Origin of the sequence: Echinicola strongylocentroti (assembly GCF_003260975.1) — a bacterium.
GTDB lineage: Bacteria > Bacteroidota > Bacteroidia > Cytophagales > Cyclobacteriaceae > Echinicola > Echinicola strongylocentroti.
This window is the reverse complement of sequence record NZ_CP030041.1, coordinates 2,553,918-2,573,689: the sequence shown is the minus strand read 5'-3', so window position 1 is coordinate 2,573,689 and position 19,772 is coordinate 2,553,918. Positions and strand designations below refer to the sequence as shown.

The 19,772-nt window shown below is 44.5% G+C and carries 16 protein-coding genes; 7 read left to right on the top strand and 9 right to left on the bottom strand.

Translation table 11 applies throughout. From position 1 onward, the window contains the following. Window positions 1-1,562 precede the first annotated feature (1,562 nt). The 4 genes from DN752_RS09970 to DN752_RS09955 are packed head-to-tail and all read left to right on the top strand — an operon-like array spanning window position 1,563 to window position 3,525. Window positions 1,563-2,051 carry an RNA polymerase sigma factor gene (locus tag DN752_RS09970; protein ID WP_112783803.1) on the top strand — a complete coding sequence of 163 codons (489 nt, stop codon included), beginning with the start codon at window positions 1,563-1,565 and terminating at the stop codon, window positions 2,049-2,051. Then, window positions 2,048-2,485, top strand: a complete 438-nt coding sequence (locus tag DN752_RS09965; protein WP_112783802.1) for a hypothetical protein — start codon at window positions 2,048-2,050, stop codon at window positions 2,483-2,485. The genes DN752_RS09970 and DN752_RS09965 overlap by 4 nt, the downstream gene beginning before the upstream one ends. Further along, entirely contained in the window at window positions 2,482-3,021 is a 540-nt protein-coding gene (locus tag DN752_RS09960; protein WP_112783801.1) for a DUF4252 domain-containing protein, read from the top strand. The genes DN752_RS09965 and DN752_RS09960 overlap by 4 nt, the downstream gene beginning before the upstream one ends. A gap of 30 nt (window positions 3,022-3,051) precedes the next feature. After that, window positions 3,052-3,525, top strand: a complete 474-nt coding sequence (locus DN752_RS09955; protein WP_112783800.1) for a DUF4252 domain-containing protein — start codon at window positions 3,052-3,054, stop codon at window positions 3,523-3,525. 63 nt (window positions 3,526-3,588) lie between these two features. Here the strand turns inward: DN752_RS09955 and DN752_RS09950 are convergent, their stop codons facing one another. The 5 genes from DN752_RS09950 to DN752_RS09930 form a co-directional block, all read right to left on the bottom strand. Then, window positions 3,589-4,965 carry a mercuric reductase gene (locus DN752_RS09950; protein ID WP_112783799.1) on the bottom strand — a complete coding sequence of 459 codons (1,377 nt, stop codon included), beginning with the start codon at window positions 4,963-4,965 and terminating at the stop codon, window positions 3,589-3,591. 5 nt (window positions 4,966-4,970) lie between these two features. Next, complete coding sequence (locus DN752_RS09945; protein WP_112783798.1) at window positions 4,971-5,252, bottom strand: DUF427 domain-containing protein; 282 nt, start codon at window positions 5,250-5,252, stop codon at window positions 4,971-4,973. 597 nt (window positions 5,253-5,849) lie between these two features. Beyond that, complete coding sequence (locus tag DN752_RS09940; RefSeq protein ID WP_112783797.1) at window positions 5,850-6,989, bottom strand: pseudouridine synthase; 1,140 nt, start codon at window positions 6,987-6,989, stop codon at window positions 5,850-5,852. 408 nt (window positions 6,990-7,397) lie between these two features. Next, the gene (gene scpB, locus DN752_RS09935; RefSeq protein WP_112783796.1) at window positions 7,398-7,958 is read right to left on the bottom strand and encodes an SMC-Scp complex subunit ScpB; all 561 of its coding nucleotides are present in this window, start codon (window positions 7,956-7,958) and stop codon (window positions 7,398-7,400) included. A gap of 21 nt (window positions 7,959-7,979) precedes the next feature. Continuing rightward, on the bottom strand, window positions 7,980-8,363 hold the full coding sequence (locus DN752_RS09930; protein WP_112783795.1) for a TraR/DksA family transcriptional regulator: 384 nt from the start codon (window positions 8,361-8,363) through the stop codon (window positions 7,980-7,982). Between the two features lie 195 nt (window positions 8,364-8,558). On the opposite strand from DN752_RS09930, the gene DN752_RS09925 reads away from it, so the two are divergent. Continuing rightward, on the top strand, window positions 8,559-9,647 hold the full coding sequence (locus DN752_RS09925; RefSeq protein ID WP_112783794.1) for an isoaspartyl peptidase/L-asparaginase family protein: 1,089 nt from the start codon (window positions 8,559-8,561) through the stop codon (window positions 9,645-9,647). A 341-nt stretch (window positions 9,648-9,988) separates the two neighbouring features. On the opposite strand, the gene DN752_RS09915 is transcribed toward DN752_RS09925, so the two are convergent. Then, window positions 9,989-12,271: a lamin tail domain-containing protein gene (locus DN752_RS09915; protein WP_112783792.1), complete on the bottom strand. Its 2,283-nt coding sequence runs from the start codon at window positions 12,269-12,271 to the stop codon at window positions 9,989-9,991. Window positions 12,272-12,487: 216 nt separating this feature from the next. Here DN752_RS09915 and DN752_RS09910 point away from each other — a divergent pair, with 216 nt between their 5' ends. Further along, entirely contained in the window at window positions 12,488-13,477 is a 990-nt protein-coding gene (locus DN752_RS09910; protein WP_112783791.1) for an aspartate-semialdehyde dehydrogenase, read from the top strand. A 2-nt stretch (window positions 13,478-13,479) separates the two neighbouring features. Next, entirely contained in the window at window positions 13,480-14,679 is a 1,200-nt protein-coding gene (locus DN752_RS09905; protein ID WP_112783790.1) for a THUMP-like domain-containing protein, read from the top strand. 55 nt (window positions 14,680-14,734) lie between these two features. Here the strand turns inward: DN752_RS09905 and DN752_RS09900 are convergent, their stop codons facing one another. The 3 genes from DN752_RS09900 to nusA form a co-directional block, all read right to left on the bottom strand. Further along, window positions 14,735-14,980, bottom strand: coding sequence for a hypothetical protein (locus DN752_RS09900; protein ID WP_112783789.1), 246 nt, complete (start codon window positions 14,978-14,980; stop codon window positions 14,735-14,737). Window positions 14,981-15,463: 483 nt separating this feature from the next. Further along, a complete protein-coding gene (infB, locus tag DN752_RS09890) occupies window positions 15,464-18,445 on the bottom strand; it encodes a translation initiation factor IF-2 (RefSeq protein WP_112783788.1) in 2,982 nt (993 codons plus the stop codon). A 76-nt stretch (window positions 18,446-18,521) separates the two neighbouring features. Next, complete coding sequence (nusA, locus tag DN752_RS09885) at window positions 18,522-19,769, bottom strand: transcription termination factor NusA (protein ID WP_112783787.1); 1,248 nt, start codon at window positions 19,767-19,769, stop codon at window positions 18,522-18,524. Window positions 19,770-19,772 lie beyond the last annotated feature (3 nt).

Below are 19,772 nucleotides of genomic sequence, written 5' to 3'. Positions count from 1 at the left end.
TGAGAGATGATTCAGATAGAACGCTGATGGCGCAGATTCGCCACGGCGCGACAGGTAATAAGGTTTGCACTGATTCTTTTTTATGTAAGGTTTAGCATGCTGATATGACTGCTCTTTTGTTTAGCCACTAAGGCTCAAAGGTACAAGGAAGATTGGTCGGCGTGAGTTGTTCGCTTGGTACTTATTATTTCATTTTGATTATACGCTTCTTGCCAGTAGTTTTTATTTCTCGCGGAACGCACAGAAAACCCAGAATGAAACAACGCTTTTCTGAGATTCCCGTGGCTTCTGTGAGGACCTATTTCATAAAAGGCTTAGGGGCTTGGGCAGGGCAAACGCCTTTAAAAAAAAATGTTCCTATTTGCATTTATATCTGCCGTTCCTACGGAACTTACGCTTTTGTGTGTAATCTTTTTTGTTGTCACCAGCACCTTCTATATGACCCTCCTCCAAAGGCGGATTAGACAGGATGCTCAGTTGCTAACGCATATTCTGGGTTTAATGCCGTTTAATTAGTGTGTATCTGGAAAATATGGGTTCTATATTTTTTCCTTGGGCAGCATTTCGTCAAACAAGCCTGCCTTTTTGCCCACCCGCTTTTTAATTTCTTAACGCCCAATACCTGCAAGGCGGATCCGATTAATAAGTTTCTTATGGATAAATTATCATCATTATTCCATGTAGTGGTATAATTTCTTAAATAACCAAGTTGAGCGAGAACTATAAGCCCCCCTGAGCCAAAAAAGGTATCGCTTCCTTATTACGGTCCTTGGTAAGCCTGTTTTCCAGCCGATGGTGGAGGCCGTTAAGAAAGGGAGTTGGCTCGCGTCGTGGAACAGCGAGACCCACTCACTTTTAGGTCGTAGCCATCGGGTGGAAATTAAAATGGGTGACGGATCTCGGTCGCAGGGTAAATCCATGTTCCATTTTAAAAGGCATACCACCGGCCTAGATTTTTTTCTTTCTTTTTTCATCAATAGCCTGCCCCGAAGGCTTTCGGGGGAAAAAAGGAAAAGGATAAAATCCCCCAAGATGATCAGGTTTCCCCAGCCAAAGTCAATCAAAAAAGGACTTTTAGGTATATGAAAAGAAGGAAATGCCCTTAACTAAACGGCATTGATTCAGGGTTTAACCTCAACCAAGCCAACCACTATACATGAGCAGATAGCTGCCGGCTTGTACGATCCAAATCAACTAATCATTCTTTCAGCCTATCCCGCCATTCGGCAAGATTGGCTACTGCGGTTTCCAATGTACAACTCGGGGCAAAGTGCCAGCGGCACGATAAATTTAGTAACCTGCGGATTCATCCGTAGGAGCTTAAGCTCTCCTCAACCTCCCGAAGGAGTTCCATCGGCACGGATGATAGCTATGCCTATACGAAAATTGTTTTCCTTCAAAACACTAAACGCGTTTGCCCTGGGACCTTGGGAGCTTGTGGTAAAAAAATATTCTTTTGTCTAGTAGTTGGTGGTTTTCTGTTTGAGGGTTTTTTAGGTAATTTTTAAAATATTTTCATTCATCCCTGTAACATTTACTATTTGGGATCATTACCTACATAAATGAAGACTTTTTTTGAAGCATATATCTGGTCCTTGCGAAGCAAGCTTTACCGCATGGCCTATCTCTGGCTAAAGAACCGGGATGAGGCCGAGGATGCGGTGCAAGAAGCTTTGGAGAAAGCTTGGCAACAACGAGAGCTGCTTCAAAAAATGGACAACCCCACCGGGTGGATGGTGCGAGTGGTGAAGAACCAAAGCTTGCAGAAGCTCAGGGAAAAGAAAAAGTGGGTAGTGATGGAGTCAGAAGACTCCTTGCCGGAAATAGCAGTCGATGAGGTGGAAGAGGTTTCTCCAACGGTAAGGCTCGTCTTTAAGTTTCTGAAGGAGCTTCCCGAAAAGCAGCAGGAAGTTTTTCAGCTTAGGGAAGTAGAAGGGCTGACATACGAAGAAATCGCCGAATACATGGAAATCTCCATGGAGCAAGTGAAGGTGAATATGTTCAGGGCGCGGAAAAAGCTGCAATCGTTTTTAACAAATCAACCGAAATGATGGAAGAAGAAATCAGGGCATTGCTGGCCAAGTACTACGAAGGTGAGACGTCCTTGGAAGAGGAGGGTCGCCTCAAGGAGCTGCTGAAGCAATCAACAGCGTTTGAGGAGGAGCGGATGTTTGTGTTGGGATTAGAAGAAATGGCCCAAAATGAGCCTTCCCACAAGGCCTCCCCAGGAGCAGGAAAAGGTATGTGGGCTTGGCAAAAGATGGCGGCGATCGTTGCTGTTTTTCTGGCGCTCGGATGGCTTTTCTTTGAGCAGCAAAAGAGGATGCAGGAGGAAGAGGCTTATCGCCAGGTCGTGGAGGCACTGTCCCTGATCCAGCAAAATATGGAAAAGGGGACGTCTTCGATGAAGCCATTAGAAGACATCAGGTACCTAGGGGCTACGGATGAATTATTTAATATCAAGGAAATCAAGGAGGAGAAATGAAAAAATGGATAAGCATACTCGTGTTGGTAATGATGGCTTCTGTCGCACAGGCGCAGGATGATGCCATTATGAAGTTCTTCTCGAAGTACATGGAGAACGATGAATTTAGCCGGGTTTATATCAGTCCAAAGATGATGCAGATGGCAGGCGGTTTTCTGAAATCTGCTGCTGACGAAGGTGAGGACGGAGATGCGCAAGAGATGGGCAACCTGATCAGCAAAGTCAAGGGGATCCGAATCTTGAGCGGAGAGAAAGTGGACGGTAAACGACTGTACGAAGAAGCCATGGGGACGCTGACACAAAACAAATACGAAGATCTCATGGATGTTCAGGACAAGGAAAGTAGTTTGAAATTTATGGTTCGGGAGGAAAACGGAAAGGTGGTGGAACTGCTGATGATTTCTGGATCGAAAAGTGAGTTTACGTTATTGAGCATGCTGGGTAATTTTACTTACCAGGACCTCAATATGCTGGCAGAAAACACTGATTTGCCAGGGATGAATGAATATAATTCAGGAAAGAAAAAAGATAAATAGAAGATTACCTAACATTAAAACAACTCTACAATGAAACGGATTTTAATAGTGATGGCGTTTATGGGGATTGGCAGCATGGCTTGTGCCCAGAGCAAAAGTGTGGATGCGCTCATGGAAAAATACCAGGATGACGAGGAGTTTTTCCATTTGGATTTGGCGGGAAGTTTTATGGATTTTGCTGATGGGCTTGATTTCGACTTTGGTGAAGATGGGATGGCTACCATCGCCAAGTCAGTGGATAGGATGAAGTTCTTCAAGCTTCCGGTGGGAAAGCAAATTGCCAAGACAGATTTTAAGGCCCTCCAAAAAGGCCTCCGGAAGGAAAAATATGACCTCATGATGGAAATGTCAGAGAAGGACAGTCAAGTGATCATCTATAGCAAAGGGGACGATATTTTGAGTGACGTAGTGCTGATGATTGCCGGTGATGGTGATGACGATTTTATGGTTATTGAGCTGGAAGGTGAATTTGAAAGCCAAGCTCTGGCACAAGCGATGCCTTAAGCGATTTTTGGTTGATTTGGATAAAGGTCCTTGCTGGGGAGATATTCCCGGCAAGGACCTTTTTTATTCAATTTGCCCCATTAGATTGTTCAAGCTCTCTGCCAGCGTAGGATGCGCAATGGGCAGCGTGGCAATCGTGTCATAGGTGACGCCTCCTACCATGGCCATCTGTAATATGGCCATGATCTCACCTCCGTCCAGACTCAAGATGGTGGCTCCAAGGATTTTTTTGGACTTGGGATCCACCAGCACTTTAAAAAAGCCACGTGTCTCATCCACTTCAAGTGTCCGGCCGGCATGTTTCATTAGGAATTTCCCTGTTTTGTAGGGGATGCCTTTGTCCTTGGCTTCTTGTTCGTTAAGGCCTATTCGGGCAAGCTGCGGGTCGATAAATACACAGTAAGGGACAAGCCTTTCCTTTTTCGAAATCCCATTTCCTTTGTAAGCATGCTGAAACGCAATATGCGCATCATGATAAGCGATATGAGTAAAGGGGGCACTTCCGGCTACATCGCCTAACGCATAGATGTGGTTTTCGGCTGTTTTAAGAAAATCATCCGTGCGGATGAATCCTTTGTCGGTCGTCTTTATCTGGGTGTTTTCCAAGCCTAGACGGGCAGAGGAAGGGATTCTTCCAGTAGCCACCAGCAGGTGTGAGCCTTTCAGGGATTTTTCTCCTTCTGGGGTCTTGGTGATAATGGTAAAACCGTCCTGATAGGTGACCTTCCTTACCTCAGAATTGAAGAGGGTGTCAATGCCTTCATCAGAAAAGATTTGAGAAATCTCTTTGCATACATCTTCGTCTTCCTTACTGACCAGCCTTCCAGCCCTATCGATGATGGTGACGTTACTGCCAAACCTGCGAAACATCTGGGCAAACTCCAATCCTATATAGCCTCCTCCCATGATCAAGAGGTGTTCCGGTGTTTCTTCCAGTTCCATGACTGTGGTACTGGTGAGATATGGCGTGCCGGTCAAGCCATCGATTTCCGGAATTCTTGGTTCAGAGCCAGTGTTGATGAAGATTTTTTTTCCTTTTACTGTTTCGGTACTTCCTGTGGAGGAGGTGATTTCGATGGTGTGGCTGTCCTTAAAAGCGGCGGTTCCCATGAGGATGTCGATATTTTCATTTTTGCTGAGGCTTTTTTCAGCACCGCCCCGGAAAAGCGTCACGATATGGTCTTTTCGTTTTTTGACGATTTCCTGATCGACTTGATAGCTGGGAAGGATGACACCAAAGTCTGCAGCTCGGGAGACGAGGTGGGCTACACGCGCTGAGCTGACCATGGTTTTGGTAGGGGAGCATCCGTCGTTGATGCAGGTGCCGCCAATGACCCTTTTCTCAATCAGGGCTACAGAAAGGCCTATATTGCTGATTTTTTTTGCCAAGGGCATTCCTGATTGTCCTGCTCCTAGGATGACAGCGTCGTAGTTCTTCATCTTGATTATCTCGTTATCTTTACGCCTTTCCAGAAGGCAAGGTAACCCTTGATTTGGATGGCTGCTTCTTTGGGTTGGTAATAGTGCCAAGCGGCGTCCTTGTTGGTTTCGCCATTTACAGAGATATCAAAGTAGCTCGCTTCCCCTTTCCAAGGGCAGGAAGAGGTGGTTTCTGATGGGGTGAAAAAAGATTTTTTGATGGATGCAGGAGGGAAATAATGGTTGTTTTCGATCATGATGGTGGTGTCCGAGTCGGCGATTACTTGGTCATTCCAGATGGCTCTCATAAGTGCTGAAGTTAATGTTCTATAATTTAACAAAAACTTTCCTAAAAAAATAAAGCTGTCTCCTTAATGAAGACAGCTTTGTTCTCACAATGTACTCATGCTGAAGTGGTTTTCAGCTAAGTCCAAAGTGGCGAGTCCTATTAAAGTCCTCCTAGAAGGCTAGACAATAGGCCAAGAACAACATCAAGTAAGTTTGTGATAAGATCCATGGTTCTTTATGGTTAAAAGATTATTGCCTACTCTAAAAATAATGGTTTTCGGCTTCCCCATCTATAAATAATGAACATCGCTAAATGTTCTGATGTGAAGGTAATAAGTAATATTGTCTTATTTAAAGGCTCTAAAAGTTATGTTTATCATTAGAATAGTTACATGAATTGTTTTGAGAAAATTTAATTGTTATTCAATTGGCCAAAAATGTTTTTTAAAAAGTAGCGTGGGGCATAGCCCGATCAGACGAAAAATTTTGATGTAATGGAACAGCAGTAAAATGTGATCCTAAATTTCCCTAAGCTTATTTTGAAGGCAAAAAAAACTGTATCAATGAAAGGTGCCCTTTTATTGATACAGTTCCCAGTTGTCAGAAAATGCGATGCCTTATTTTTTCAAAAACTTGAGGTTGATTACTTCTTTTTCTGTTAAGAACCTCCACTTTCCTCTGGAAAGATCCTTTTTGGTCAGGCCTGCATAAGTTACTCGGTCCAAAGCTACCACATCATAGCCTAGATGGGCGAAAATTCTTCGCACAATTCGGTTTTTGCCTAAATGGATTTCCAGTCCGAGGATGGTTTGGTCTTTGGACAGGATTTGGATATCATCTACATGGACAGGACCATCTTCCAGGGTAAGTCCTTCTATGATTTCTTCGAAATGCGCTTTGGTGATAGGGCTGTCCAAAGTGACTTGATATATCTTTTTGATCTTTTCGGATGGGTGGGAAAGCTTGGCAGCCAATTCACCATCATTGGTAAATAGCAATAGCCCAGTGGTATTTCGGTCAAGTCTTCCCACAGGGAAAATCCTTTCCTCACAGGCAGATGCTACCAAGTGCATGACGGTTTTCCGGTTCATGGGGTCGTCTGTGGTAGTGATAAAGTCCTTGGGCTTGTTTAATAGCACATAAACAGGCTTTTCCGGGCTGATGTTTTTGCCTTTGTACACCACTTTATCTGATAGAAGTACTCGATACCCTAATTCGGTAACTACTTCTCCATTGACCTTTATTTCTCCTTTTTCGATGAGTTTGTCAGCGTCCCTTCGTGAGCAAATACCTGCATTGGCAATGAACTTGTTCAGTCTTATTTCGCTAGACCCAGATTTGGTAAGCTGTGGTTTTACCTTTTTAAGGTTGTATTCGGGTTTCTCTTCCTTTTCGAACCTATTGCCTTTTATGAATCGGTTTTGTTTGAATTTATTTGTCTTGGATCGATGCCCTTGATCGTGTACTTTCTCGCTACCAAAAACCGGTTTTTGGTCTCTTCCTCTTCCTTTGTATACTGTTTTATATTGCGGAGTGCTTTCATCGTTATCTTGATGGGCACTGGGCTTGTCTTGGCGGTACTTTTGTAATGGAGAAAAATCCGGGTCGAATTTTTTCCCTTTTTCGGTATTTCTAAACCTGTTTTCTGAGCCTCTAGGTTTGCCTTGTGAGCGTGGGCTTGATGATCTTTCGGACTTGTGGGGCCTGTCTCCAGTTTTCTTTTTGTCGTCCCTATTGTTCCTGTTGTGCTTTTTCATAGTATTGCAGCATCTCTGCTGTATAAGAGTTTCTAAATCCTTTAATATGAGCGATTTGCACGCTTTCTGAATTGGGCTGCAAAGATAAGGACTTATTGGTGGATTATTGGTGAAGTAACGAAATATTTCACCTGTTTATGTTTTCAACCCGGAATATGCGTTAGGAATCGTAGTGAGAGCTGAAATTGCAAGAAAATCAGTTAGTTTGGAGGCATTAGCGTAGCACCGCTACGGTTATGCCGAAAACTAAAGTGAAACGGCTGATTTTGAAGCAGTTTAAGGTCGCAACACCTGTGCGCCGTGGCGTAGATAGGCTAATGCATATTCCGGGTTCAATGGTCAGATGGAGCCTCTCATAAGAGAAGGATCCCTCTGTGGCGGATCTGCCTAATGCCAAGTTGCTTATTCCTATTCCTGTTCGTTTCCGATCTGGTTTTCTTCTTGTCCGAAGTCTTTTGGCTGGGGGAGGTCTTTGATGCCGTTGATACCAAAGTACTCCATAAACTTATCGCTTGTTCCATATAGGAGCGGCCTTCCGATACTGTCGGATTTGCCTTTGATGGTGACTAGTTCCTTTTCGAGGAGTTTTTGGACTGAATAATCACAGTTAACGCCACGGATTTGCTCCATTTCGGATTTGGTGACAGGTTGCTTGTAGGCAATGATGGAGAGCGTTTCCATTTGGGCTGTGGACAGCCTCTTGGTGGATTGCTGCTTGAGGAGGATCGAGATGCTGGTTTGATAGGCTGGTTTGGTCAAGAATTGATAGCCATTGCCCAAGTGTTCCAAGGCAAAGGAAGAATCATCTTGGTCGTATTTTTCCTGTAGATCACCTATGGCTTGCTCGATGTGTTCTTTGGGCACATCTGATTCAAACATCTCCGAAAGGCATTTACGAATCTCGTCTATGCCCAACGGAGATGGAGAACAGAATATCAATGCTTCAATATGTCTGTGTAGAAATTCCACTGATTCTATCGATGCTTTGCGTTATTTTTTGGAAAGTTTGGCTTCGATTGAGTGCATGGTATGCGGTACCGCCTTTAACCTTTCTTTGGCGATAAGTTTTCCTGTGTCCACGCAAACACCGTAAGTGCCGTTTTTGATTCGGATCAATGCCTTTTCCAAGTTAATAATGAATTTTTGCTGACGAGCAGCAAGCTGACTGAGACTTTCTCTTTCTAGCGTATCAGCACCATCTTCTAGTAGCTTTGACGTGGAGGCCGTAAAGTCCGTCCCACTGTCATTTTTCTTGCTAAGCGTCTCTTTTAACGAGTTTAGCTCTTTCCTTGCCGCAGCAAGTTTGTTGTTGATCAATTCCTCAAACTCTTTCAGTTCTTCTTTGGAATATGATGTTTTCTCTCCTTGACTCATAGTTTTCAGGCATTAAGTGATGATAGCTAAATATCTTTTTTTGGTTTCAAAAAGTTCCCTAAAATAAGGTGCACTTTTTAAAATCAAAAATTCGCCAGCATATTTCAATTCCAGCTCAAATTCCTAATAAGGAAATACCGCTATCTTTATTATCTTAATACGATTAATTGTATCAAAATGGTTTAATAAAATTTTATGAAGAGGTTAAAAATTTACGGTTTATTAGGAATAATTCTTTTGTTGTGGTCTGCATGTTCTGAGAAAAAGGTCGAGCAAACAATAAAATCCACATCAGCGGAGACTGGCGAGCAGCCAATAGCCTTGGTGATCCATGGTGGTGCCGGGACAATCAAAAGAGAAAATATGTCTGCGGAACGTGAGAAGGCTTACAGGGAGAAGCTGAGTGAAGCACTTAATGCAGGCTATGCAGAACTGGATGCAGGCAAACCTGCATTACAGGCGGTGATGGCAGCCATTAAGGTAATGGAGGATTCCCCCCTGTTCAATGCAGGGAAAGGAGCGGTCTTTACACACGATGGACGAAATGAAATGGATGCTGCCATTATGGATGGGGCGACACGGAACGCTGGGGCTGTTGCAGGCATTACGACGGTCAAAAACCCCATTACCGCAGCTTATGAGGTCATGGTGAACAGCCCGCATGTGTTTATGGTAGGAGAAGGTGCTGAGCAATTTGCCACAGAGCAAAGTTTAGAAATAGTAGATCCCGAATACTTCCGTGACGAACGAAGGTACAAGCAATTGATGCGCATCATCGATGCTGAAAAGACACAGCTGGACCATTCTTCCCTTAGGCAGATGGAACTCGAAGATCCCTACTTCAATGACAGAAAATACGGTACCGTTGGCGCTGTGGCCGTGGATAAAGATGGCAATGTAGCTGCCGCGACTTCCACTGGAGGCATGACCAATAAGCGGTATGGTAGAGTGGGCGACGTTCCCGTGATCGGGGCAGGTACTTACGCCGATAATGCTACTTGTGCGGTCTCTGCTACCGGTCATGGAGAATTTTTTATCCGAAATGTGGTGGCTCATGAAATTGCCTCTATTATGCGCTATGCCGGGAAATCCATATCGGATGCAGCAGATGAAGTGGTGATGCAGCAGTTGGTAGAAATGGAAGGCAGTGGAGGAGTGATCGCTGTGGACAGCAAGGGGAATATCGCTATGCCCTTTAATTCCGCAGGGATGTACCGTGGCTATATCAAGGAAGAAGGAAACCCCAACACCTTTATTTATGACGATGAAGATGAAGGAATTTAACCCGGATTATGCATTAGGAATCGTAGTGAGAGCTGAAATTGCAAGAAAATCAGTTAGTTTGGAGGCATTAGCGTAGCACCGCTACGGTTATGCCGAAAACTAAAGTGAAACGGCTGATTTTGAAGCAGTTTAAGGTCGCAACAGATAGGCTAATGCATATTCCGGGTTTAAACAAAACTGGCGCCTTGGCTGACCTTTGGCCGAGGTGCTATTTACATAGTTTTTTTACCTGCTTTATCATCAAATATGCCTGTCTTGAAGAATTTCGGGTGAAAAGTAAACAATATGAGCCTATATTATATTTGCTTACGTGCAAGATAGCGGGTACACCTATTCTCAAATCACCTTAGCTTACTTCCTACCACAATGGTCTGTTTTTGGTGCATAACCTGGCCATCCGGATGGATGATCTCCGAAAGAAGTATATAATACCCCGGTCGAACTTTCCTGCCTGTGGTATTGGTTCCGTTCCAGGTGTAGAAGCCTTTGGTGCCCCATAATTCATTTTGGCAAATGGTCATCACTAGACGGCCGTCTGTCCCAAAGATCCTGAGTGTCCCCAAGTATCCAGCGTCTGCCAGTTCGTACGAAATAGTGGTGAAAGGCTGTTCTCCCGCTGCCTCAGGGAGGAATACTTTGGGTTGGACGTTAATGCCAAATCCACTTTGCTCTAAGGTTAAGTGCTGGGAATTTTTATACCCTGGGGTCGCATACCCGGCTGAGGCGGCTGCTGAGTGCCAGTTTTCCGGATCATTGCCCTCATGTTCTGGTGATGACCGTTCCAGTGAGATTCCTTTAGGATTTTGGATCAATGGATGCTGCATATCATCTGTATAGTCCAGTCTTTCGACGAGCTCTTCATCTGGACTCAGGAGAATGACCGCCCCTCCACTAATCGGGTAGCTGGGGAGAGCACTTATTTCTGCCCATTTTTCGGTGATGCCTTTTGGATACTGCTGATTCAGCTCGGCAATATCCGTGGTGACCACCAGATAGTCAAAAGGAGCAATGATCTTTGGGGTTGATGCAATAACTTTTCGGTTGTCAATTACGCCATCGTCTATATTGGCCAGTTTCCAACCTGACAGGTCAATGTACTTGCTGGAGTGGTTGTAGATCTCCACGAATTTCGGGGTGCCGCTGCGGGGATTGGATAACAATTCGTTCAGGATGAGCTCACCCTTGGCAGCCGAGGAGGGAAGTTGGAAAGAAGCCGAATTGTATTCTCGGTCAACAGTGTTTCCTGTGCAGTCGTAAAGGTCTTTTACCGCAATTTGGTAAGCTGTTTTCTCTTTTAGTTCCTGGTTAAGGGTGAGAAGTATTTCATTGGAAGAGCCCTGTGCAAAACTCACGTTAAGGACATTCAGGTTGTTGTTGAGGATCCATCCAGCAGAAAGCGCGGAGGGGGACAGTGGTTCGTTAAAAATAGCCAAAATGCTAGTAGGGTCTTGTACGGTAACGGCGGTTAACCTAGGCCCCATCATGTCCGGGGTGATGTTGAAAACAGCGTTTTCGGTGCCGGGTGTTCCCTTTTTTGGTGAAGAGGAAGCTTGGAGGAAGAGCGACTGGTCGCAGCTAAGAAAGGGATTGGTCACTTCAAGGCTGTATCCTTCGTTGGCTTTGGACGAGCTGCCGTAGCTATCGTTGCTGTAAGATAGGCTGTCAATGACCACTTTGTTTTCATCGCAAATCAGGACTTTTCCACTGCTGTTAGTGTATCCTGGCCAGCTCGATAGCGGCAGTACTTTTCCGTAGCCCATAAAATCTGCAGCATCATCTTCATCCACCAAAACCAAGTATTCTTCAGGCTGGATGGTGTAAGGGGGAAGCTTGACGGCCTTTTTGGCATCTTTCAGATAAAAACCTCCCAGTTCCACGGGATTGTCGGATACATTTATGATTTCAACGTACTCAGCATAAGGAAGGGGATTGTCTTTTTTTGGCGCGGCCATCACCTCATTGATGACCAGGTCTTTGAAGTCAATGTCGGCCATTCGTAGTAGTTTTAGTGTTTGATGATTGGAATAGGGGATCCCTTTTTTGGCCGTAGGAAGGTCAGTGAAGTTGATGTCTATTGAGGTACTGGTGAGAGGAGCTCGGAGGTGTAAGGTGATTTTGCTGGCATCATTTCCCCAGTCCACTGCTTCCGGAGCAACGCCGTTGATAGTATAAAGTGAGCTGACAATGGCATAGGCAGGGTCTACAGGTTCTGAAAAAGTGATTTCAACAGTAGACTCGGATCGTAACGCTGCTCGGACTATTTGTAATGGTATCGAGTCATTCTTTGCTTTTTCGATTAGGCTTTCAGTTGTGGTCAGTTCGCTTTCGATTCGTGAACGCAAACGACTGTTTTTTTGGTAAAAAGAAGGCGAGAATGCTCTGTTTGACTGAATTTTCCCTCTGTTTGGTTGTTTTGTAGGGTGGTCAAGGTATATTTTGGGATTTTCTACTTCGTTAGTAAATGATTTTCCGTAACTTGCGGCACCAAAAATAAACTGGTGCTTGAACAATGCATCACTTAGGGTTTTGGAACGGGGCAAATGCTTGGAGTTGGAAGGGACTGCTATTGCAAAAAGCAGGACTATTGCCAACAGGCAACTCAAATAAACAGTAGAGGTTTTCATGATGTTAAGTAGTTAATGACTGCGCACAGAAAAAAGCATTGGAACTAATGAAAACTGTGAGCGGTTGTCAAAAATGAATTCGTTGAAAGTAGTGTTTTTGGCAAAATTTATGTGATTACTGAAAACAACCTTCAAATACAGCCTTGTTTACAAAATTTTAAGGTTGATGTACAGAATAAAGTAATATAAAAATCAATAAATAGAAAGTTTTCAACAATGAAATTAGCTGTTGTAGGAGCCACAGGATTAGTAGGCACCGAGATTCTTGAAGTGCTTGCAGAGCACAATTTTCCTTTTGATGAACTGCTGTTGGTGGCCAGTGAGAGGTCTGCAGGAAAAAAGATTACCTTCAAGGATAAGGAATACACAGTGATAGGTTTGGCTCAAGCGGTTTCCGAAAAGCCAGACATTGCCATTTTCTCAGCAGGTGGGGATACGTCCAAAGAGTGGGCGCCGCAATTTGCTGAGGCAGGCACTATCGTGGTGGATAATTCTTCTGCTTGGAGAATGGATCCTACCAAGAAACTGGTGGTTCCTGAGATCAACGCTAAATCGCTGAAGATTGACGACAGGATCATCGCTAATCCGAACTGCTCGACTATTCAAATGGTCTTGGCGCTGACCAAGCTACGGGATCGCTACGGGATCAAGAGGGTGGTAGTCTCCACTTACCAGTCTGTGACGGGTAGTGGCCTCAAGGCAGTGAACCAACTCCAAGACGAACGTGCAGGAAAGGAAGGCGAAAAAGCATATCCTCATAAGATTGACCTTAATGTGTTGCCGCATATCGATGTGTTTCAAGATAATGGCTACACCAAAGAGGAAATGAAAATGATCAATGAGACCAAGAAAATTTTCGAAGATCCTTCCATCCAAGTGACCGCCACTACGGTAAGGATCCCTGTGATGGGTGGCCACTCCGAAGCGGTGAACGTGGAGTTTAAAGAAGATTTTGAGCTGGATGAAGTGAAGGAGCTTCTGGCAGCTACTCCTGGCGTAGTCGTGCAAGATGATGTAGCCAATAACGTGTATCCGATGCCAATGAATGCCCATAAAAAAGACGAGGTGTTTGTCGGTAGACTGAGAAGGGACGAGTCCCAGCCAAATACGCTAAACATGTGGATCGTGGCGGATAACCTGAGAAAGGGCGCCGCTACCAATGCTGTTCAGATCGCAAAATATTTGGTGGAAAATAACTTGGTATAAACTTGGAGGCATCCAAATTATATACACCCGAATTATTTCAATTTGTGCAGGATCATCTTTCTGAAGATCCTGCACAATTGCTTTTAAGGCATAAGGTGTCCGGGGCATTGGATGTGAAAGAAGCTGCAGTGCAGATAGCAGCCAGGCAGAAGTCCCGTCGAAAACTCCCTCAGTGGATAGCTAACCCGTCTGTTATATTTCCCCCTACCGTTTCCTTGGAGCAATGCTCGTCAGAGGAGACAGCTATCTTCAAGCGAAGATTTGTCGATGGAGAAAGACTGCTTGATCTCACTGGTGGATTTGGAGTGGACAGTTATTATCTCGGAGAGGGTTTTGCAGAGGTGACCTATGTGGAGAGGCAAGAAAAATTGGCGGGCATCGCTAGGCATAATTTTTCTGCACTTGGCAAACATTCCAGTCAATATAAGGTGGTTTGTGGGGACGCAATTGATTTTTTGACCTCTGTCAATGGCCAAGTGGATTGGGCCTATCTAGATCCTGCCCGGCGTGGAGAAGGGAATCAAAAACTCTATAAGTTGAGCGATTGCGAACCGGATATTGTGGAAAACTGGGAACTATTGACCCGAAAAGCCCAAAATATCATGGTCAAGGCGTCTCCTATGTTGGACATCAAGGAAGCATTACGTGAGTTGCCTGCGCTAAGTGAGGTGCATGTGGTGGCGGTTAAAAACGAGGTGAAGGAGTTGTTGTTAATATGGAGAAGTGGTGAGAAGGGGTCAAGAGATATTACCGCTTGGGATTTGCCTGCGAAAGCTTCCTTTGCCTTCAGTTTGGAAAAGGAAGAAGTAGAGAAGTCAAGTTTCAGCTTGCCCGATAATTACTTGGTTCTTCCTTCTGCCGCTATCCTGAAGGCAGGTGCTTTTAAATCATTTGGCAATCATTATCAGCTTAAAAAACTCCACCCACATACCCATCTATATACTACAAGCGAATTAGCAGAATCTACAGGTATTTTGGGGAGGATCTTTGAGATCCAAGAAGAAGTAAAGATGGACAAGAAGACCCTCAGAAAGCTCTTTCCTTCTGGTCAGGTCAATGTAATCACCCGCAACTATACTATGAAACCTGATATCATCAAGAAGAAATTCAGGCTAAAGGATGGAGGGGAAGACTATTTAGTAGCATGCACGGTTCAGGATGGTAGTCCGAAGGCTTTTTGGTGTAAGCGCTTTAGCAGGTAGTCCTCCATCTCAGGAGCGATGCAGGTGCTGTTTTGTAGATTGGTCAGCAAAAAGGTCACTTCCCTACAGCTTCTTTTTTGGCAGAGACGCCATTGATTGCTACTAGACTGTCCATTCTAATGGCCAGACCATTTTCACCGAAAATATATTCTCCGTCTTTTACATTCAGGACCCCGATCACTTTGGAGTGGACGGAAGTCTCTTTACCATTTTTGATATAGGTGATGTCGCATTCGGTACCCATTATAGACCATGCTTCTAGTCTATCATGGTAGCTGGAGTTAACAGGGTTATATTCCATAAATTTTAATTTTTAGAGAAGTAGGTGATTGACTAGTTCGTATAAAACGTAAAATACGAGTGCTAATATTCCATAGAACGATAAAACTCGCATTCGGTTACATTTATCCATGAACCAAAGTACAAAAACTGGTCTTATGAATCCCACAGCAATGCTCACCAGGGAAGCATAAAAGAACGTTTTCAAGAGTAAAACCAGTGCGATTAACATATGTTTTGGTTTAGGTAATCCCTTCCTTGTTTTGGCTGGATAAATCCCCGTAGGCGGATATGAATCTTTTCCTGGCATAGCCTTCAGGACTTCAGCATACTGTACGGTTATTGGGTGATTTTGATACAGATTTCAACAAGTATATAGTTTTTCAGCAACTTACATGCATTAGCCTCTTCCCTCAACTATTTGGTTCTATTCAGGTGAGGGAAAATGTAAAAAGGACAGTTTAAAAAAACTGTCCTTTGACTTAAAGTGTGTGTATTAGTTGAATTATTTTTTACGCTTCACTTCCTGCATTTCATATCCTTCGATGGTATCGTCAAGTTTGATGTCGTTATATCCTTTGATGGATATACCACATTCATAACCTGCTTTCACCTCAGATACATCGTCTTTGTAGCGTTTGAGCTGATCGATTTCTCCGTCATGGATAACGATACCGTCCCTGATGACCCTGATTTTGTTTTTTCTGGTAACATAACCATCGGTCACGTAACTACCTGCTACGGTGCCTACTTTGGAGATTTTGAAGACTTCTCTTACTTGGATATTACCAGTGATGACTTCTTCAAATTCCGGCTCAAGCATACCTTCGATGGCATCTTTGATTTGATTGATGGCATCATAGATGATGGAATAATGCCTGATTTCAATTTCCTCTTGCTCAGCGATACGTTTTGCACTGGTGGAAGGTCTTACCTGGAAACCAACAATGATCGCATCGGATGCAGAGGCCAATAGCACATCAGATTCTGAGATCTGGCCGACACCTTTATGGATGATGTTTACACTGACTTCATCCTTGGAAAGTTTCAGTAATGAGTCGGAAAGCGCTTCTACGGAACCGTCCACATCACCTTTGATGATGATGTTGAGTTCTTTAAAGCTTCCAATGGCAAGACGTCTACCGATTTCATCCAAAGTAATGTGTTTTTTGGTACGCATACTTTGTTCACGGTTGATTTGCTCCCTGGAGTTGGCGATTTCCCTGGCCTCACGTTCTGTCTCGTAAACTTTGAGGATGTCCCCTGCTTGGGGAGCCCCACTGAGTCCCAATACTTGAACGGGAGTGGAAGGCTCGGCTTCTTGAACCTTCTTACCAAGGTGGTCAAACATGGCTTTCACCCTGCCATAATGTTGGCCGGCAAGCATAATATCACCGATCTTAAGGGTGCCATTTTGGATCATTACGGTGGAGACATATCCTCGGCCTTTGTCCAAGGAAGCTTCCACTACCGTGCCTGTGGCATGACGGGCCGGATTTGCTTTGAGTTCTAGGATTTCAGCTTCTAGCAATACTTTTTCCAGAAGTTCATCTACCCCTTGACCTGTCTTGGCAGAGATCTCTTGGGATTGGTATTTACCTCCCCAGTCTTCTACCAATAGGTTCATATTGGCCAGCTCCTCCTTGATCTTGTTAGGATTAGCGTTAGGCTTATCGATTTTGTTGATCGCAAAGATCATCGGTACGCCCGCTACTTGGGCGTGGTTGATGGCTTCTTTGGTCTGCGGCATGATGTTGTCATCTGCAGCAATGACTATAATGGCCACGTCGGTGATTTTGGCTCCACGTGCTCTCATGGCCGTAAAGGCTTCGTGTCCTGGTGTATCCAAGAAGGCTATTTTTTCACCATTATCCGTCATTACGTCATAGGCGCCGATGTGCTGGGTGATGCCCCCAGCTTCTCCACTGGTTACTTTTGAGCTTCTGATATAATCCAGCAAGGACGTTTTACCATGATCGACGTGTCCCATGATGGTGACGATCGGGGCCCTGTCTTCGAGGTCTTCTGGGCTGTCCACTACTTCTACCTCTTCCTCTTCTTCATCAGCTTTCGTAAACTCCACCTCATAGCCAAATTCGTCTGCAATAATGGTGATGGCTTCTGCGTCCAGACGCTGGTTGATCGAAACGAACATGCCCAGTGACATACATACAGAGATGATCTCATTGACCGAGACATCCAGCAAGGAAGCTAAGTCATTGGCAGAGATAAACTCAGTTACTTTAAGTATTTTGCTTTCTTCTGTACCTTCTGAGTGTTGGTCTTTGGCACGCTCCCGCTGCTTGTCTCTTCTGGTTTTCTTGCCTCCTGATTTACCACCACCCTGTAGACGGGCCAGAGTTTGTTTGATCTGGTCTTGGATTTCCTTCTGGGTAGGCTCCGCTTTTTGGAATCGGCTGCCTCCTTTGGCTCCTGGCCTGTTATTGCCTCCAGGTCTTTTTCTTCCGCCTTGGTTTCGGTTGTCGCCTCGTCCTCCTTGTGGGCCACCGCCTCTATTGCCTTGTGGTCCGCCTGTACCTGGCTTATTGTCTATACGCTTGCGCGGTCTTTTCTTTTTGTCTTTGTTGCGTTCATCCGAGGAAGCCACTGGCTTGGCCTTTTTCTTTGGCCTGTCCTTGGGAAGATCTATTTTTCCAAGCACGGTAAGTCCTTTCAGGGCATCTGCTTTGGCAGAAATTAAAGATCCTGAAACGTCCTTTTCCACTTTTTTGTCTTGGATTTCTTTTTGTTCAGCAGGTTTTTGAGCTTGTTGGGGTTTCTTGTCAGAAGAAGGTGCGGCAGGTTTTTTGGCTTGTTGCTTTTGTCCTTTAGATGCATCGTCATTCTCCTGTGGCTTCCCAGCTTCAGGCTTTGAAGGTTTAGCGTTTTCTTTCTGCTCAGGCTTCTCAGCCTTAGGTGATTCATCTTTTGGTTTTTCAACAGGCTTTTCTGGTGCCTTTTCAGCTGGTTTCTCAGCCTTAGGAGCTTCAGTAGGCTTTTTCTCTTCTTGTTTGGGAGCTGCTTCTTTTGGCTTGGGCTCCTCCTCCTTTTTGGGCGCTTCTTTCTTGTCCTGTTCCTTTTTGGAAAGGTCTATTTTGCCCAATACTTTTATGCCCGGAAGCTTTTCTGCTTCAGAGGTGATCTTTTCCTCCTTTTCAGGTGCTTCTGGTTGTTCTGCTTCTTCTTTGGGAGCGGGCTTTGCCGGCTCTTCTTTTTTTGCTTCTTCAGGCACAGACTCAGATTCGGCCTTGATGGTAAACGTCTCATTGTGGCGCTTACCTATGGACAAGTGGGATGCTTCCTCCTTGTCTTGTGCAGAGGACTTAAACTCCTTCGCCAGCATGCTGAACTGCTCCTGGCTTATTTTGGAGTTCGGGTTGCTCTCTACATCAAAGCCTTTCTTAGCCATCGACTCAACAATCGTGGATATGCCCACGTTGAGTTTTCTGGCTACCTGGCCTAATCGCATCATTTTTTCTTCTGACATACGCTAAAACCTCTTGCTTATTTTTTTGATGTAAATATATACTGCCGCTTACTATAATTGTATATCGGCAAATATTTTACTGTTCAAATTCTTGTTTTAAAATTCTGAAGATTTCGTCAATCGTCTCTTCTTCAAGTTCTGTTCGTCGGGTCAGATCTTCTTTGGTCAGTGCCAATACGCTCTTGGCGGTGTCCAGACCCGTCTTTTTCAACTCCTCAATTATCCAACCCTCAATTTCATCGGAAAATTCAGACAAATCAACATCTTCCTCCTCTTCATAATCCGATAGTTCACGGAACACATCGATTTCGTATCCTACCAGACGGCTGGCAAGTCGGATGTTATATCCTCCTTTTCCAATTGCCAAAGATACTTGATCAGGCTTTAAAAAGACAGAAAGTCGCTTTTCTTCTTCGTTGGCCTGGATAGAACTTACTTTGGCTGGGCTAAGTGCCCGGGATACATATAGTTCCAAGTTGTCGGTGTAATTGATTACATCGATGTTTTCATTTTGTAATTCTCGTACTACGGCGTGGATACGGCTTCCTTTCATGCCCACACAGGCACCTACAGGGTCGATGCGGTCATCATAGGATTCTACAGCCACTTTGGCACGCTCACCTGGTTCGCGGACGATTTTCTTGATCGTGATCAGTCCATCGTAGACTTCAGGTACTTCATTTTCGAATAATCTTTCCAAGAATATAGGAGAAGTTCTTGAAAGAATGATCCGTGGATTGCCATTGACCATTTCCACTTTGTGGACGATGGAGCGGATGGTGTCTCCTTTGCGGAAGCGGTCTTTTGGGATTTGCTCGCCTTTGGGGAGGATCAGTTCATTGCCTTCACCGTCCATTAGCAGCATTTCACGGCCAAGGATCTGGTAAACTTCCGCAGTGATGATCTCACCGACCAGCTCTTCATATTGCTGAAACAGCAAATCTTTCTCCAAATCCTTGATTTTCTGAATCAATGTCTGTCTGGCCATCATGACAGCTCTCCTGCCAAAGTCTTCCAGCTCGATTCGCTCATATGTCTCTTCGCCGATTTCGAAGTCAGGCTCGATTTTCTTTGCCTCGGAATGGCTGATTTTATCATGGTCCCAGATGTCTTCAGAGTTATCATCGACGATCTCACGGATTCTCCAGATTTCGAGGTCTCCTTTGTCGGCATTGATGATCACATCAAAATTCTCGTCCGTTTCGTATTTTTTACGAATCATCGCTCTAAACACATCTTCCAGAATGCGGATCATGGTAGGGCGATCCACATTTTTAGATCTTGCAAATTCTGCAAACGAATCTATAAGAACTTTAGCATCCATTTT

Excerpts from the sequence above, each read along its gene's own strand:
- DN752_RS09965 (WP_112783802.1), top strand. The coding sequence starts at position 2,048 with ATGATGGAAGAAGAAATCAGGGCATTGCTGGCCAAGTACTACGAAGGT.
- infB (WP_112783788.1), bottom strand. The coding sequence starts at position 18,445 with ATGTCAGAAGAAAAAATGATGCGATTAGGCCAGGTAGCCAGAAAACTC.
- DN752_RS09960 (WP_112783801.1), top strand. The coding sequence starts at position 2,482 with ATGAAAAAATGGATAAGCATACTCGTGTTGGTAATGATGGCTTCTGTC.
- nusA (WP_112783787.1), bottom strand. The coding sequence starts at position 19,769 with ATGGATGCTAAAGTTCTTATAGATTCGTTTGCAGAATTTGCAAGATCT.
- DN752_RS09925 (WP_112783794.1), top strand. The coding sequence starts at position 8,559 with ATGAAGAGGTTAAAAATTTACGGTTTATTAGGAATAATTCTTTTGTTG.
- DN752_RS09930 (WP_112783795.1), bottom strand. The coding sequence starts at position 8,363 with ATGAGTCAAGGAGAGAAAACATCATATTCCAAAGAAGAACTGAAAGAG.
- DN752_RS09940 (WP_112783797.1), bottom strand. The coding sequence starts at position 6,989 with ATGAAAAAGCACAACAGGAACAATAGGGACGACAAAAAGAAAACTGGA.
- DN752_RS09950 (WP_112783799.1), bottom strand. The coding sequence starts at position 4,965 with ATGAAGAACTACGACGCTGTCATCCTAGGAGCAGGACAATCAGGAATG.
- DN752_RS09970 (WP_112783803.1), top strand. The coding sequence starts at position 1,563 with ATGAAGACTTTTTTTGAAGCATATATCTGGTCCTTGCGAAGCAAGCTT.
- DN752_RS09945 (WP_112783798.1), bottom strand. The coding sequence starts at position 5,252 with ATGAGAGCCATCTGGAATGACCAAGTAATCGCCGACTCGGACACCACC.
- DN752_RS09910 (WP_112783791.1), top strand. The coding sequence starts at position 12,488 with ATGAAATTAGCTGTTGTAGGAGCCACAGGATTAGTAGGCACCGAGATT.
- DN752_RS09915 (WP_112783792.1), bottom strand. The coding sequence starts at position 12,271 with ATGAAAACCTCTACTGTTTATTTGAGTTGCCTGTTGGCAATAGTCCTG.
- DN752_RS09955 (WP_112783800.1), top strand. The coding sequence starts at position 3,052 with ATGAAACGGATTTTAATAGTGATGGCGTTTATGGGGATTGGCAGCATG.
- DN752_RS09900 (WP_112783789.1), bottom strand. The coding sequence starts at position 14,980 with ATGGAATATAACCCTGTTAACTCCAGCTACCATGATAGACTAGAAGCA.